The following is a 16,062-nucleotide window of genomic DNA, read 5'->3' on the forward strand; positions in this document are numbered from 1 at the left end:
ATATGAAGGAGGAACGAAAATGAAATCAAGCAACAAGGGAAAAGATTTCTGTGTATTTGCGCTGCCGGGCCTGTTCTGCTTCCTGGCAGTCGTCATGGTACCGTTTATCTACGGTATTTACCTGACCTTAACCGACTGGAACGGTGTTTCCAGCGTGAAAAACTTTGTAGGACTTTCCAACTTCGCAGCCGTTATGCGCGACGCGCAGTTCTGGAAATCCCTGCTGTTAACCTTTAAATATGTCATTGCGGTTGTTGTTCTCGTCAATGTGATCGCCTTTTTACTGGCTTACATCCTGACCCGCGGCATCAAAGGTCAGAACTTCTTCCGCGCCGGATTTTTCACCCCGAACCTGATCGGCGGTATCGTACTTGGATACATCTGGCAGTTCGTATTCTCCCGTGTTTTCGTCAGCATCGGCGAGACCACAGGATGGAGCCTGTTTGAAATTTCCTGGCTTTCTACCCCGAACAAAGCATTTGCAGCGCTGGTGCTCGTTTCAGTATGGCAGCTGGCAGGCTATATGATCCTGATCTACGTCGCCGGCTTTATGGGACTTTCCGAGGACGTGCTCGAGGCGGCAAGCATCGACGGTGCATCCGGCTGGGTAAAAATGAAAAACATTATCCTTCCGCTGATGATGTCCTCCGTTACTATCTGCCTCTTCCTGACCCTGTCCCGTGCGTTCATGGTATACGATGTCAACCTGTCCTTAACCGGCGGTGCTCCGTACGGAACCACCGAGATGGCAGCCATGCACGTATATGAGAAAGCATTCACATCGAGACAGTTCGGTGTCGGCCAGGCAGAAGCCTTTATCCTGTTTATCATTGTAGCCTGCATCAGCGGTATTCAGGTATACACCACCAAGAAGAGGGAGGTTGAAGCATAATGAATCAGAAGAAAATTGGCGGAACAAAGAAAAAAGTAACTGACGCGCTGGCTATGCTCCTTATGATCATCGTTTTCTGTGCGTTCATGTTCCCGTTTGTCATGGTTATCATCAACTCCTTAAAACAGAAACGTGATATCATCAAGAGCCCGTTCTCCTGGCTGTTTACGATCAAAGGTCTTTCGTTTGACAACTTTGTAAAAGCATTCAATCAGATGAACTTCCTGAATGCCTTCAAGAACTCTCTGGTTGTAACCGTAACAGCAACCGTACTGGTTACGGTACTCGCAGCCATGCTGGCTTACTACATCGTGCGTAATGTCAACGTATTTTCCAATATCATCTTTGCACTGATGGTTGCATCCATGATCATTCCGTTCCAGGCAATCATGATCCCGCTTGTCAGTGTATACGGCGGAACCTTAAACATTCTGAACCACAGACTGACCCTGATCTTCATGCACACCGGATTTTCCATGGCGATGTCCGTGTTCATGTTCCACGGATTCATCCGCGGAAGTATCCCGCTGGCGCTGGAGGAGGCCGCTTACATCGACGGCTGTACCCACACCCAGACCTTCTTCCGCATCGTGTTCCCGCTGTTAAAGCCGATCATTTCCACCATGGTAATCATGAATGCGATGGCATTCTGGAATGACTTCCTGCTGCCGTCCCTGGTGCTGACCGACAAAAAGCTGCTGACTCTGCCGCTTTCCACCTACAGCTTCTACGGAACTTACTCCGCAGATTACGGAACCATCATGGCAGGTCTTCTGCTCTGCGTCATCCCGATCCTGATTCTGTACGTGGCACTGCAGAAACAGATCATCAACGGTGTCGTAGCCGGAGCAGTTAAATAAGTAAATCATAGAAATCAAGAACAAGCCGGGCAAAGGAGGGCGGAATTAAAAATGCTTTCTTTTTCCGGCTTTTCTTATCAGAGACAACAAGAAAGAGACAGAAAGGAAATCAAACACATGAAAAACAGATTACACGTAAAAGCGCCGGGCAACTGGGTGAATGACCCGAACGGCATGATTTATTATAAGGGACAGTATCATCTTTTTTATCAGCATTTTCCGTACGCGCCGCGCTGGGGCACCATGCACTGGGGCCATGCGGTGAGTCCGGATCTGATTCACTGGGAGCATGTCGGCGTTGCCCTGTTCCCGAGTCTTTCCGAGGACCAGAACGGCTGCTTTTCCGGAAGCGCAGTAGAAGAGAACGGCGTGATGCATCTCTTTTACACGGGTGTTCACTATAATCAGGTAAATCCGAAGGATATTCATCAGTGCCTTGATCAGGATTTTACCTCGGCGCAGCTTCACCTTACTTCGAAGGACGGTATGCATTTTGATGTCTTCGGGGATAAGGAGGTTGTTATCCCGGCACTCACCGATCCGGAAATCGGCGACAATACGCACACGCGTGACCCGAAAGTCTGGAAGGGAAGCGACGCATGGTATATGGTGCTTGGAAGCACGACGAAGGATCACAAGGGCGAGGCATTATTCTATAAGAGTGAGGATCTTTCCCACTGGCATCTGGCCGGACAGGCGACGACGAAACAGAAGCTCGGCTGGATGTGGGAGTGCCCGGATCTCTTTAACGTAAACGGACGCAGCGTCTTTGTATTCTCCCCGATGGAACTGATCGAGGACCCCGACGGCTATGCGGATCGGGCGATCTGTATGCTGCCTGAGTTTGATGAAAAAACCTGCACAATGAAATTTCCGGAGAACTGGCAGCTTCTGGACTGCGGCGGTGACCTCTATGCACCGCAGACCATGACGGATGCGGACGGAAACCGGATTTCCATCGCATGGCTTCGGATGCCGGAACCGGTAGATGGTATATGGCAAGGCATGTTCTGCCTGCCGCGTGTGGTGGATGTACAGAACGATCATATTTACTTCCGTGTTCTGCCTGCGATCCGCGACGGATTCTGCAAAAAGACGGATTCCCTCGTTTCGGCATGCGGAGAGTGTGCCATGATCCGCGCCGAATTAAAAGAGGGTGAGAGCCTGGAAATCGGCGGCTATAAGATCTGGCGGCAGAGCGGAAAAGTCTGCGCAGACCGCACGGATGTCTATCCATCCGGTGCAAAAGGATGGCTTCATGCCGAGACGCCGCAGTTAAAAGAGGGCGATCTTCTTGAGATTTTCGTGGATCCGAATATGATCGAAATTTATGCAAACAACGGCGAGTACGTATTAAGCCAGGCGGTTTACGGGCTTGGAGAGACATTCTCCTATAAAATGGAGAAAAAACCGGAAATTTATCTGTGGAATGAATGAATCAGCCCAAAAAGTTCTTGACGCATACGGGATTTTGTTCTAATCTAGTACGTAACAGCTTTCTAACGTTAAAGTGACGGGCTGAAAAACGAGATTTCGAAAGATATCCGAAAAGAACGCAAGGAGAGATTATTATGAAGAAAGTAGTAAAATTCGGCGGCAGCTCCCTCGCGAGCGCAGAGCAGTTTAAGAAGGTCGGAGACATCATCCGCGCAGATGAGGGAAGAAGATACGTGGTACCTTCCGCTCCTGGAAAACGAAATTCTGCTGATACGAAAGTAACCGATATGCTGTATGACTGCTATCGCACTGCAGTTGCTGGAAGAGATTTCAAGAAGAAACTGCAGAACATCAAAGCGAGATATCAGGAGATCATCGACGGTCTGAACCTCAGCCTGGATCTTTCCCCGGAATTTGAAAAAATCGCAGAAAACTTTGCCGCAGCAGCCGGAGAGGACTACGCCGCATCCCGCGGAGAGTACCTGAACGGTATCGTGATGGCAAATTATCTGGGATATACGTATATTGATTCTGCAGAAGTGATCTGCTTCGACGAGAACGGAAACTTCCTTGCAGACAAGACTGACGAAGTGCTCTCCGAGCGTTTAAAAGATCTGGATAACGCAGTCGTTCCTGGATTCTACGGCGCAAAACCGGACGGAAGCGTAAAAACCTTCTCCCGCGGCGGATCCGATATCACTGGTTCCATCGTGGCAAAGGCCGTACACGCTGACATCTACGAGAACTGGACCGATGTTTCCGGTTTCCTGGTAACCGATCCGCGTATCGTCAAGGATCCGGAAGTCATTTCCACCATTACCTACCGTGAGCTGCGTGAGCTTTCCTACATGGGAGCTACCGTCCTTCATGAGGACTCCATCTTCCCACTCCGTCAGGAGGGAATCCCGATCCACGTGCTGAACACCAACGCACCGCAGGATCCGGGAACCATGATTGTGGAGAACACCTGCAGCAAACCGAAATTCACCATCACCGGTATCGCCGGAAAGAAAGGCTTTGCATCCATTACGGTTGAGAAGAGCATGATGAATACCGAGATCGGCTTTGGCAGAAAAGTGCTCGGTGTTTTTGAGGACAACAATCTTTCCTTCGAACATATGCCGTCCGGCATCGATACCATGACGGTATTTGTTCATCAGAGTGAGTTTGCAGCAAAAGAACAGCAGGTTATCGCAGGACTGCATCGTGCCGTACAGCCGGATTCTATTGATCTTGAATCCGATCTGGCGCTGATTGCTGTTGTAGGACGCGGCATGAGAAGAACGAGAGGCACAGCCGGAAGGATTTTCTCCGCACTGGCGCATGCACACGTTAATGTCAAGATGATCGATCAGGGTTCCAGCGAGCTCAACATCATCATTGGCGTTGAAAACCGCGACTTTGAAACAGCAATCAAAGCAATTTATGATATCTTTGTCGTAGCGCAGATCTAAAATGAATCTATAAAAAATCTCTGTCAGGAGTCTGAACTTCCGACAGAGATTTTTTTATGGTTTTTATGCCGCCGTATCGCGGGATTCTTTTCGAATGGTGAATGTAAAAATACAGATTACCACACAGCAGATGATCCAGGTCGTCGGTTCGCAGAAGCCGCCGCAAGCGTTCACCTCTCTCCACGGGAATGTCAGCGGATTTTCAAAGCGTATCTGCACCGGACGCCGATGGAATATCTGCAGTGGAGACGGATTCTCGCAGCGGCAGACGATCTGCGGAACACAAACGAATTTTGCCCTTGTCGTTTTTGGGAACAGATGGTATAATCATTTCATAAATGCAAGACATTTGTGAAAAAATATCATAAAGGAACGAGGATGCAAGATGAAACGACGAGTATTACTGAAATTGAGCGGAGAAGCTCTTGCAGGAGAGAAACACACCGGTTTTGACGAGCCGACCGTCACAAAAGTGGCAAAACAGGTAAAAACTCTGGTAGACCAGGGGATTGAAGTCGGCATCGTAATCGGAGGAGGAAACTTCTGGAGAGGACGCAGTTCCGAAAATATCGACCGTACCAAAGCAGACCAGATCGGTATGCTGGCAACCGTTATGAACTGTATCTATGTATCAGAAATCTTCCGTTCCCAGGGAATGATGACCGCAGTTCTGACTCCATTTCCATGCGGAGAGTTCACAAAAGGATTTTCCAAAGACCGTGCAAACAAATATTTCCAGCACAACATGGTTGTATTCTTTGCCGGCGGTACAGGCCATCCATATTTCTCAACCGATACGGCAACCGTACTTCGCGCGATCGAGATCGAGGCAGACGAGATTCTGCTTGCAAAAGCAGTAGACGGTGTCTACGACAGCGATCCGAAAACAAACCCGGATGCAAAGAAATTTGACGAGATTTCCATTCAGGAAGTCATTGAAAAGGATCTGAAAGTGGTAGATATGACCGCATCCATCCTTTGCAAGGAAAACAAAATGCCGATGCTGGTATTTGGTTTAAATGAAGAGAACAGCATTGTAAATGCTGCAAACGGAAAAATCAACGGCACAAGAGTGACCGTATAAGAGATAGCAGGAGGACAAATTTAATATGGCAAATCAGATCGACGAGAGAGTAAAACCGTTTGAGGTAAAAATGGGCAAATCCATTGCAAGCCTCGATTCCGAATTCGGAACCATCCGCGCAGGCCGTGCAAACCCGCACGTACTGGACCGCATTACTGTAGATTACTATGGAACACCGACTCCGCTGCAGCAGGTGGCAAACATCTCTGTTCCGGAAGCACGTATGATCCAGATCCAGCCGTGGGAAGCATCCCTGGTAAAAGAGATCGAGAAAGCGATCATGATGTCTGACCTTGGCATCAACCCGTCCGATGACGGAAGAGTCATCCGTCTGGTATTCCCGGAGCTTACCGAGGACCGTCGTAAAGAGCTGGTAAAAGAGGTAAAGAAAAAAGCAGAGGGCGCAAAGGTAGCCATCCGCAACATCCGCCGCGATGCCAATGATGCGTTCAAGAAACTTGCCAAAGAGGACGTTTCCGAGGACGAAATCAAAGAGCTCGAGGAGCAGACCCAGAAATTAACAGACAAATATATCAAAGAAGTAGATCAGATGGTGGACGTAAAATCCAAAGAAATTATGACCGTGTAATACAAAGAAAACGAGGGGCTGCCTGTCATTTGCAGGCAGCCTGTTATCGTTTACGGAGGAAAAAAGTATGGATAATGAATTAAAAGTGCCGAATCACATCGCCATCATCCTGGACGGAAACGGCAGATGGGCGAAAAAACGCAATATGCCGCGCGGCTACGGCCATATCGTCGGATGCGACAATCTGGAAAAAATGTGTGACGTGATCAAAGACATGGGTGTCAAATATCTGACCGTCTATGCGTTCTCAACCGAGAACTGGAAACGCTCCCGCGCCGAGGTGGAGGGCCTCTTAAAGCTGTTCCGCCAGTATCTGAAACGATGCATCAAAAAAGCACATAAAAATCAGATGCGCGTCAAAATCATCGGAGATCCGAGCGCATTCCCGCAGGATATTCAGGACAGCATTCATGAACTGGAGGAGTGCTCCAAAGATTACGATCACATGTACTTCCAGATCGCAATGAACTACGGTTCCCGTGATGAGATCCTGCGCGGCATGACCCGTATGATCGAGGATGTGAAAAACGGAACTCTCGCAGAGAATGCGTTTGATGAGAACGGAAAACTGACGGAGCAGTGTTTTGAGAGCTACCTCGACACCGCCGGAATCCCGGATCCAGATCTTCTGATCCGTACAAGCGGCGAGCAGCGCCTTTCCAACTACCTGATGTGGCAGCTGGCCTACACGGAATTTTACTTTACCGAGGTTCCGTGGCCGGATTTCCACGAAGAGGAATTGAGAAAAGCTATCGAACAATATAATAACAGAGACCGGCGTTACGGCGGCGTGAAGGAGGAATAAAAAAGATGTTTAAGACAAGACTGTTAAGCGGCATCGTGCTCGTCCTTGTGGCGCTGCTTACGATCTGCAGCGGCGGAACCGTGCTCTATATGACGGTTCTGTGCCTGTCGCTGATCGGCGCAGGAGAGCTGTTCCGCGTGATGAAGGTAAGAGAAGATAAATGGAATCTGTTGGAAATTACGGGCTATGCGGGCGTTGTGATTTTCTATCTGTCCCTGCTGCTTCATGACCCGATGTACCAGATGCTCGCGCTGATCCTGGATCTCGTGCTTCTGATGGCAGTATACGTATTTACTTATCCGAAATACAACGCCAATCAGGTGATGCCGGCGTTCTTTGCGATTGTCTATGTCGGCGTAATGCTTTCCTATGTATATCAGACCCGTATGCTGGACGGCGGAAAATTCCATGTATGGCTGATTTTCCTGTGCTCCTGGGGCTGCGATACGTGTGCATACTGTGTCGGCGTACTCTTTGGAAAACATAAAATGGCACCGGTTTTAAGCCCGAAAAAATCCGTAGAAGGGGCTGTCGGCGGTGTCGTCGGAGCGATTCTGCTCGGCATCATCTATGCGGCTGCGACAAAGGGCGGCATGGTGGAATACGCCATCATCTGCGGTGTCGGCGCGCTGATCTCTATGGTCGGAGACCTTGCGGCATCCGCAATCAAACGAAATCAGGGCATCAAGGATTACGGAAAGCTGATTCCGGGCCACGGCGGTATTCTCGACCGCTTCGACAGCGTGATCTTTACCGCACCGATCATCTATTTCCTGTCGGTGCTTCTGATTCATTAAAAAAGCTTCCCCTACAGCATAAACGGGAAGCAGATGGGAGAAACTGGGATATGAAGAAAATAGCAATTCTTGGTTCAACCGGTTCGATCGGAACCCAGACCCTCGATGTCGTGCGTGCCAACGGCGATCTTGAGGTGGTCGGCATCAGCGCCGGAAGTAATATTACACTGCTCGAGCAGCAGATCCGGGAATTTCATCCGAAGTTTGCGGCAGTCGGCGATGAGGCGAAAGCGGCAGAACTCCGTGACAGAGTGAAGGATCTTCCTGTAAAAATCGGCAGCGGCATGGACGGCATGATCGAGCTTGCCACGATGCCGGAGAGCGAAATCCTTGTGACAGCGATCGTCGGCATGATCGGCATCCGCCCGACGGTTGCGGCGATGAAGGCAGGAAAAGACATTGCATTGGCAAACAAAGAGACACTGGTAACGGCGGGACACATTATTATGCCGCTGGCAGAGGAATGCGGTGTACAGATCCTTCCGGTGGACAGCGAGCACTCGGCGATTTTCCAGTGCCTGCACGGGGAAAACAGAAAAGAAATTGAAAAACTTCTGATTACTGCATCCGGCGGTCCGTTCCGCGGAAAAACAAGAGCGGAGCTCGAAAACGTAACGGTAGAGCAGGCGCTCCGTCATCCGAACTGGTCGATGGGGCACAAGATCACGATTGATTCCGCGACACTCGTTAACAAAGGACTGGAAGTCATGGAAGCAAAATGGCTGTTCGGTGTTGATCTCGACCACATTCAGGTTGTGGTACAGCCAAAGAGCATTATCCATTCCATGGTAGAATTTAAAGACGGCGCTGTCATGGCACAGCTTGGCACACCGGATATGAAACTGCCGATCCAGTACGCACTGTATTACCCGGAGCGCCGCTTCCTTGCAGGCGACCGCCTCGACTTTGCGGCGCTGACACAGATCACGTTTGAAAAACCGGATATGGATACCTTCCTCGGCCTTCCGATGGCAATGCAGGCGTCCCGGAGGGGCGGCTCCATGCCGACGGTCTTCAATGCGGCAAATGAACGCGCCGTTGCACTGTTCCTCGCGAAGAAGATCCGTTTCCTCGAGATTTACGACGTGATCGCCGGTGCAATGGAAGCACACAAAACGATTGCCGATCCGACGCTGGAGCAGATTCTCGCGGCGGAGCAGGAGACGTATGAATGGATTGCGAACAGATATAAGATGGGAGAATAAGACAGCATGATTGTAAAAATCCTGATAGCCGTACTCATTTTCGGAATCACCGTTATTATCCATGAGCTGGGGCACTTTCTTCTGGCGAAAGCGAATGGTATTACCGTGACGGAATTTTCGATCGGCTTTGGCCCGACGGTGGTAAAGACAGAAAAAGGAGGAACGATCTATTCCTTAAAACTTCTGCCTTTCGGCGGTGCGTGCCAGATGCTCGGCGAGGACGGTGAAGAGGAGGGGGAAGGAACCTTTAACAGCAAATCCGTGTGGGCAAGAATTTCCGTCGTTGCGGCGGGACCGGTGTTCAACATGATTCTGGCATTTTTCTGCGCAATCTTTGTGATCAGCTACGCGGGAAGTTCCCCGGCGCGCGTCACAGAAGTGGCAGACGGTTCGCCGGAGGCAGAGGCAGGCCTGGAAGCGGGAGATATCATCACTTCCTATGAAGGAAGACATATTTCCATCGGAAAAGAGCTGAACTCTGTGATGACGGTACGGGGTGTGCCGACGGATGAGATTACGCTGGAGGTTAAAAAGGCCGACGGGGAAAAGAAAACGATCACATATGAACCGACGGTGACAACGCGGTATATGATGGGCTTTAACTACGATGACTGTGACCGCGGCATGGAATTCACGTATGTGCAGCAGAATATGCCGCTTGCCGCTGCGGGTGTTGTCGCGGGCGACCTGCTCGTATCGATCAACGGAGCGCCGATCACCTGTGTGGCAGATTTTACTGCTTACCAGACAGAGCATCCTTTCGATGGAAGCGCTGTGACGCTGGAGTATGAGCACAGCGGAAAGACGAAAGAGATTACGGTGACACCGGTTGAAAATACGTATGCGAATGTACAGTTTTCGTATCAGCTCCGGGAGAAACAGTCCCCGATCGGCGTGCTGAAATACAGCGTGCTGGAGATCAAATACTGGGTGCGCACCGTCATTGACAGCGTCAGTATGCTGATCACCGGACAGTATTCTGTGAACGATCTTTCCGGCCCGGTCGGCGTGGTGGATGCGATCGGAACCGCCTATGATGATGTAAAATCGCAGGGCGTTTTGGTTACGGTGATGACGATGCTGAACATGGTGATTCTGCTGTCATCGAACCTTGGCGTCATGAACCTGCTGCCGCTCCCGGCACTCGACGGCGGACGGCTTGTTTTTCTGATCATAGAAGCCATCCGCAGAAAACCAATCCGGCGAGACCTGGAGGGTATGGTTCACTTCGCGGGCCTGGTGCTTCTGATGGCGTTGATGGTCTACGTCATGATCCACGACGTCCAGCGGATCCTGTAAATCGAAAAATGAAAAGCAACAAAGCCTCATATTCTGCATACCATAAAAGGAGTGCAGGATATGGGGCTTTTTTATGAAAAATTTGCGTATGCAGCAGGAAATGACTGACCGCGGGCGGCTGGAAATCCGGGTAAATACAAGAATCCAGGCGCGGCCTGTTTCCGGGGCGCGGGTGACGGTTTCGTATACGGGAGATCCGCAGAATGTGATCGAGGAGCTGATTACCGACGGGGACGGCAGAACGGAGACGCTGGATCTGGCGACGCCGCCGCTCGAGTACAGTCTGGAACCGAATGTGAATCAGCCGTATTCCGAATATACGGTGAAAGTGGAGGCGGAAGGGTATGAACCGGTTGAAGTGACGGGCTCCGAGCTTCTTTCAGGAGAACAGTCCGTCCAGCAGGTGGACCTCAAACTGGCAGAGGGCGCAGCGTTTGCGGATGTGACGATCCCGGACCATACGTTGTTCGGCGAATATCCGGCGAAAATTCCGGAAAGTGAGATCAAGCCGACGAGGGAGAGCGGTGAGATTGTGCTGTCCCGTGTCGTGATCCCGGAGTATATCATCGTCCACGACGGAGCGCCGACCGACAGCACGGCACGCGACTATTATGTGCGGTACCGCGACTACATCAAAAACGTGGCGTGCTCGGAAATCTATGCAACATGGCCGGATGCGGCGATCCGGGCGAATATCCTCGCAATCATGTCATTTACGCTGAACCGTGTCTATACAGAATGGTACCGCAACAAGGGATACGATTTTACGATCACTTCGTCGACGGCCTACGATCACAAATGGATTTACGGCAGGAATATTTTCGACAGCATTTCCCTTGTGGTCGATGAGATTTTTGCTGATTACCTGTCGCGCCCGAATGTGAAACAGCCGATTCTGACGCAGTACTGTGACGGAAACCGTGTGAGCTGCCCGAACTGGATGAGCCAGTGGGGGTCCAAAAACCTGGCGGACCAAGGGTATTCAACGATTCAGATTCTCCGCAATTATTATGGAGACAATATGTATATCAACACGGCGGAGGAGATTTCCGGCATCCCGTCCTCCTGGCCGGGGTATGACCTCACCATCGGCTCGTCCGGGAACAAGGTACTGCAGATGCAGGAGCAGCTGAACGTGATTGCGGAGGTGTATTCATCGATTCCGACGGTCTATGAAAATGGCTATTTCGATGAAGAGACGCAGGACGCCGTCGAAGCGTTCCAGCGGCTGTTCGGCCTGCCGGTTTCCGGCATTGTGGATTATCCGACGTGGTACAAAATCCAGTCGATTTATGTGGCTGTGACGAGGATTGCGGAGCTGCAGTAGGTATACAAAAGTCTTTATAAGGGGCGTGTTTTCTGCGAAAAAACGCGGAAAATGCGCCTTTTCTGCGGCTTTTGAAACGGATCAGAAAAATTTTAAAACTGTCAAGAAAAAATACTTGACACCCAGCATCATTTCGTGTATGATAACCAAGGTGATCGCAATGGAAAAAATATTGGAACAGACATTACTGTATGATTTTTACGGCGAACTTCTGACTGAACATCAGCGTCAGGTATATGAGGACGTGGTGCTCAACGATTTTTCCCTGAGCGAGGTTGCGGCAGCGCGGGGCATTTCCCGCCAGGGAGTTCACGATCTGGTCAGACGCTGCAACAAGACACTGGAAGAGTATGAAGAAAAGCTTCATCTGGTACAACGCTTTGTGCAGATCCGGGAGAATGTAAACGAGATCCGAAAGCTGACAGACCCTTCTGGTGATACCCCGAAAGAAGATGTGATGCAGCGGATTGCAGCAATTGCATCGGATATATTAGAGGAGCTTTGAGCATGGCATTTGAAAGTTTAACCGAGAAACTCCAGAATGTTTTCAAAAATCTCAGAAGCAAGGGCCGCCTGACCGAGGCGGATGTAAAGACTGCGCTGAAGGAAGTAAAAATGGCACTTCTCGAGGCGGATGTCAGCTTCAAAGTAGTAAAACAGTTTATCAAATCCGTACAGGAGCAGGCAGTCGGACAGGACGTCATGAACGGACTGAATCCGGGTCAGATGGTCATTAAAATCGTAAATGACGAGCTGGTCAAGCTGATGGGTTCCGAGACAACGGAAATCGCACTGCGCCCGGCGAGTGAAGTTACCATTATTATGATGGCAGGTCTTCAGGGAGCCGGTAAAACAACCACAACCGCAAAGATTGCAGGAAAGTTAAAAGCCAAGGGAAGAAAACCTCTCCTTGCAGCCTGCGACGTATACCGCCCGGCAGCGATCAAACAGCTGCAGGTCAACGGAGAAAAGCAGGGCGTGGAAGTGTTCGCCATGGGAGATAAAAACCGTCCGGTGGATATCGCAAAGGCAGCGCTGGTGCATGCAAAGACAAACGGCTTTAACGTATTGATTCTGGATACCGCAGGCCGTCTGCACATCGATGAAGAGATGATGCAGGAGTTACAGGATATCAAAGCGGCTGTTCCTGTGGATCAGACCCTTTTGGTAGTAGACGCTATGACCGGACAGGACGCAGTCAATGTGGCCGAGATGTTCAGCAATAAAGTCGGCATCGACGGTGTAGTACTTACAAAATTAGATGGTGACACCAGAGGCGGTGCGGCACTTTCAATCCGTGCAGTTTCCGGCAAACCAATTCTCTATGTCGGCATGGGCGAAAAGCTTTCGGATCTGGAGCAGTTTTATCCGGACCGTATGGCGTCCCGTATCCTCGGCATGGGCGATGTGATGAGCCTGATTGAAAAAGCGCAGGCAAACATCGACGAAGAAAAAGCAAAAGCCATGGAACAGAAGATGAAGAAGGCGCAGTTCGACTTCAACGATTATCTGGATTCCATGGAGCAGATGCGCAATATGGGCGGCATCTCCAGCATCCTGAATATGCTTCCGGGCGTCGGCGCGAAAATGAAGGGCCAGGATCTTGAGAGCATGGTGGATGAAAAAGACATGGCAAGAAAGGAAGCTATTGTACTTTCTATGACGCCAAAGGAAAGAGAAAACCCGGATCTCATCAATCCGTCGAGAAAGCAGAGAATTGCAAAAGGCGCCGGTGTTGACATCGCGGAGGTAAACCGTTTCATCAAACAGTTTGAACAGTCAAGAAAAATGATGAAACAGATGACCGGAATGGTCGGTAAGGGTGGTAAAAGAGGAGGATTCAAACTTCCCTTTTAGCATAAAAGAAAAAATATAAATAAATACATGAATTTACAATGGAGGTAAAGAAAAATGGCAGTAAAAATGAGATTAAGAAGAATGGGACAGAAGAAAGCTCCTTTTTATAGAATCGTTGTAGCAGATTCCAGATCCCCAAGAGACGGACGTTTCATCGAGGAGATCGGAACTTACGATCCGAACCGCGAGCCGAGCGCAATCAGCTTCAACGAGGAGGCTGCTAAAAAATGGCTGGCTAACGGCGCACAGCCGACCGAAATCGTTGCCAAACTCTTAAAACAGGCTGGTATCGAGAAATAATTCATACGGGGGTATCTTGTAATGAAAGAACTTATCGAAGTAATTGCAAAATCTCTGGTTGATCATCCATCTGAGGTAGTTGTGACAGAAACCGTCAGCGGTGATGACCTTCTGCTGGAACTCAAAGTAGATCCGTCAGATATGGGAAAAGTCATCGGACGTCAGGGACGCATTGCAAAAGCAATCCGTACGGTTGTAAAAGCAGCTTCCTCAAAGAGCGACAGAAAAGTTGTCGTAGAAATTTTACAGTAAGTAAAAGATAGGAAAAGGAACCGACAGTTGTTGCCGGTTCCTTTCTTTACGCGGGCAACGAGACAAAGTCCGTGCTTGCACGGGACCTTGGCGACTGCCGCGATAACTTGAGAAACTCGCAAAGCGTGTTTCTCAAGTCGCAATACACAGTAGAACTGGTTGGAAAGGGTTTTTGAATGGAAGAATATTTGCAGATTGGCGTAATTACCACAACCCACGGCGTACGCGGTGAGGTAAAGGTATACCCGACGACAGATCCGGAGCGTTTTCTTTCTCTGGACCGCGTTTTTCTCGATACAGGAAAAGAAAAAAAAGAACTCCATGTAACTGGCGTGCGTTTTTTCAAACAGCTTGCCATTGTAAAATTCAAAGGAATTGACAACATCAACGATATCGAACGGTATAAAGGCTGCAGCCTCTATGTGACGAGAGAGGATGCCATTCCGCTGGAAGAGGACGAATACTATATCGCAGACCTGCAGGGAATGCAGATGTACACCGAGGACGGCGAACTGTTCGGCACGCTCCGCGATGTGATGGAGACCGGTGCGAACGACGTCTATATTGTAGATTCGAAAGAGCACGGAGAGGTTCTGATTCCGGCGATCCATGACTGCATTCTGGATGTGGACCTGGATGAGCAGAAGATGACGATTCACCTTCTTCCGGGCCTGATTGACTGATAAAGAGAGTAAAGAACGATGAAATATCATATTCTGACGCTGTTTCCCGAGATGATCGAGCAGGGGCTGCACACCAGCATCCTCGGAAGAGCCATCAACAACGGCTATATTTCCCTCGAGACGACGAATATCCGGGATTTTTCAGCAAATAAATTCAACCGCGTGGACGATTACCCGTACGGCGGCGGTGCGGGCATGGTCATGGAGGCGGAGCCGGTGTTCCGCGCCTACCAGTCGGTAGCCGAAAAGATCGGGAAAAAGCCGCGCACGGTCTATCTGACACCGCAGGGAAAAGTACTGAACCAGACGATGGTGGAAGAGCTGGCGCTTGAGGACGATCTTGTGCTGCTCTGCGGCCACTATGAGGGCATCGATGACCGCGTACTGCAGGAAGTGGTAACGGACTATATCTCGATCGGGGATTATGTTTTAACAGGCGGAGAACTCGGTGCAATGGTGCTGGTGGATGCGGTATCGCGGTTTGTGCCGGGTGTCTTAAGCAACGAGGAATCTTCGCAGTTTGAGTCACTGCAGGACAACCTGCTTGAGTATCCGCATTACACAAGACCGGAGACATGGCACGAGAAAAAAGTTCCGGAGGTGCTTCTTTCCGGTGACCACAAAAAGATCGAAGCATGGCGCCATGAGGCCTCTCTGGTGCGGACAGCCGAGCGGCGGCCGGACCTTCTGGAAAATGCATTCCAGATTTCCTGCGCATGCAATGAAAAAGAGGAATCGTCTGCCTGGGCGCACGATCTTTTGGCAGGCATGACACGCTATGGTGTAAGCCTTGATCTCGGACGAAAGAAGATCCGGAAACAGAAAAATCTGTTTGATGACCATGATCTGCTGATTCTGCAGCTTCCGGGAACGCTTGAGGAGGGTATGAAAGCAAAGAGCGAGTATATCCGCAGCTTTGCCGGAAAAGAAACACCGCTGGTGTTTTTGTGCCCGGACGGATTCTCGGAAGAGGAAGAAAAACTCGAAGAGCAGCTGGAAAAAAACGGTTTCCGTCTGGTCGCACGGCTTACCGGCATACCGTCCGCGGACGGCCTGCAGCGGTTTTCTTTCGCGCTTCGCAGTCTGCTGTACAGCGGCGAATGGAAAGTGAAAAAAATACTTGCATCTGCGGATGCATTATAGTATAATGTATTTTGTTGTGAGTAAAGAGATGGTCCGCTGTTGCAAAAAGGCATTAAGAACATCCAGGGTAAAAAAAGG

18 protein-coding genes are annotated in these 16,062 nt (G+C 50.0%); all 18 read left to right on the forward strand.

Going from position 1 to position 16,062, the window contains the following annotated elements:
- Window positions 1-19 precede the first annotated feature (19 nt).
- The 18 genes from DW915_RS00920 (at window position 20) to trmD (ending at window position 15,984) form a co-directional block, all read left to right on the forward strand.
- The gene (locus DW915_RS00920) at window positions 20-892 is read left to right on the forward strand and encodes a carbohydrate ABC transporter permease (protein ID WP_022461493.1); all 873 of its coding nucleotides are present in this window, start codon (window positions 20-22) and stop codon (window positions 890-892) included.
- Complete coding sequence (locus DW915_RS00925) at window positions 892-1,752, forward strand: carbohydrate ABC transporter permease (RefSeq protein ID WP_022461494.1); 861 nt, start codon at window positions 892-894, stop codon at window positions 1,750-1,752. The genes DW915_RS00920 and DW915_RS00925 overlap by 1 nt, the downstream gene beginning before the upstream one ends.
- Before the next feature lie 117 nt (window positions 1,753-1,869).
- Window positions 1,870-3,189: a glycoside hydrolase family 32 protein gene (locus DW915_RS00930; protein ID WP_117801219.1), complete on the forward strand. Its 1,320-nt coding sequence runs from the start codon at window positions 1,870-1,872 to the stop codon at window positions 3,187-3,189.
- 134 nt (window positions 3,190-3,323) lie between these two features.
- Window positions 3,324-4,643 (forward strand): aspartate kinase, encoded by a 1,320-nt coding sequence (locus DW915_RS00935; RefSeq protein ID WP_117800910.1) that lies wholly within the window; start codon window positions 3,324-3,326, stop codon window positions 4,641-4,643.
- A 75-nt stretch (window positions 4,644-4,718) separates the two neighbouring features.
- Window positions 4,719-4,970, forward strand: a complete 252-nt coding sequence (locus tag DW915_RS16515; RefSeq protein WP_226906317.1) for a helix-turn-helix domain-containing protein — start codon at window positions 4,719-4,721, stop codon at window positions 4,968-4,970.
- A 58-nt stretch (window positions 4,971-5,028) separates the two neighbouring features.
- The gene (pyrH, locus tag DW915_RS00945) at window positions 5,029-5,727 is read left to right on the forward strand and encodes a UMP kinase (RefSeq protein WP_022461497.1); all 699 of its coding nucleotides are present in this window, start codon (window positions 5,029-5,031) and stop codon (window positions 5,725-5,727) included.
- Window positions 5,728-5,797: 70 nt separating this feature from the next.
- Window positions 5,798-6,316, forward strand: a complete 519-nt coding sequence (gene frr / locus DW915_RS00950; protein WP_373141022.1) for a ribosome recycling factor — start codon at window positions 5,798-5,800, stop codon at window positions 6,314-6,316.
- Window positions 6,317-6,383: 67 nt separating this feature from the next.
- Window positions 6,384-7,121, forward strand: a complete 738-nt coding sequence (gene uppS / locus DW915_RS00955) for a polyprenyl diphosphate synthase (protein ID WP_022461499.1) — start codon at window positions 6,384-6,386, stop codon at window positions 7,119-7,121.
- Between the two features lie 5 nt (window positions 7,122-7,126).
- Window positions 7,127-7,918, forward strand: a complete 792-nt coding sequence (locus DW915_RS00960) for a phosphatidate cytidylyltransferase (protein ID WP_022461500.1) — start codon at window positions 7,127-7,129, stop codon at window positions 7,916-7,918.
- Window positions 7,919-7,968: 50 nt separating this feature from the next.
- Complete coding sequence (locus DW915_RS00965) at window positions 7,969-9,123, forward strand: 1-deoxy-D-xylulose-5-phosphate reductoisomerase (protein WP_117812869.1); 1,155 nt, start codon at window positions 7,969-7,971, stop codon at window positions 9,121-9,123.
- Window positions 9,124-9,129: 6 nt separating this feature from the next.
- Window positions 9,130-10,422, forward strand: coding sequence for an RIP metalloprotease RseP (gene rseP, locus DW915_RS00970; RefSeq protein ID WP_118697221.1), 1,293 nt, complete (start codon window positions 9,130-9,132; stop codon window positions 10,420-10,422).
- Window positions 10,423-10,495: 73 nt separating this feature from the next.
- Entirely contained in the window at window positions 10,496-11,749 is a 1,254-nt protein-coding gene (locus DW915_RS00975; protein ID WP_022461503.1) for a peptidoglycan-binding protein, read from the forward strand.
- 160 nt (window positions 11,750-11,909) lie between these two features.
- Window positions 11,910-12,254, forward strand: a complete 345-nt coding sequence (gene ylxM, locus DW915_RS00980; protein ID WP_330377042.1) for a YlxM family DNA-binding protein — start codon at window positions 11,910-11,912, stop codon at window positions 12,252-12,254.
- Window positions 12,255-12,256: 2 nt separating this feature from the next.
- Complete coding sequence (ffh, locus tag DW915_RS00985) at window positions 12,257-13,606, forward strand: signal recognition particle protein (protein WP_117509057.1); 1,350 nt, start codon at window positions 12,257-12,259, stop codon at window positions 13,604-13,606.
- Window positions 13,607-13,660: 54 nt separating this feature from the next.
- Window positions 13,661-13,906 (forward strand): 30S ribosomal protein S16, encoded by a 246-nt coding sequence (rpsP, locus tag DW915_RS00990; protein ID WP_022461506.1) that lies wholly within the window; start codon window positions 13,661-13,663, stop codon window positions 13,904-13,906.
- Window positions 13,907-13,927: 21 nt separating this feature from the next.
- Window positions 13,928-14,158, forward strand: coding sequence for a KH domain-containing protein (locus tag DW915_RS00995; RefSeq protein WP_022461507.1), 231 nt, complete (start codon window positions 13,928-13,930; stop codon window positions 14,156-14,158).
- Between the two features lie 176 nt (window positions 14,159-14,334).
- Window positions 14,335-14,841, forward strand: coding sequence for a ribosome maturation factor RimM (gene rimM / locus DW915_RS01000; RefSeq protein ID WP_022461508.1), 507 nt, complete (start codon window positions 14,335-14,337; stop codon window positions 14,839-14,841).
- Window positions 14,842-14,859: 18 nt separating this feature from the next.
- Window positions 14,860-15,984, forward strand: coding sequence for a tRNA (guanosine(37)-N1)-methyltransferase TrmD (trmD, locus tag DW915_RS01005; RefSeq protein WP_117760368.1), 1,125 nt, complete (start codon window positions 14,860-14,862; stop codon window positions 15,982-15,984).
- Window positions 15,985-16,062: the final 78 nt, after the last annotated feature.

Source organism: Blautia sp. AM42-2, assembly GCF_003480245.1.
GTDB classification, from domain to species: domain Bacteria; phylum Bacillota; class Clostridia; order Lachnospirales; family Lachnospiraceae; genus Fusicatenibacter; species Fusicatenibacter saccharivorans.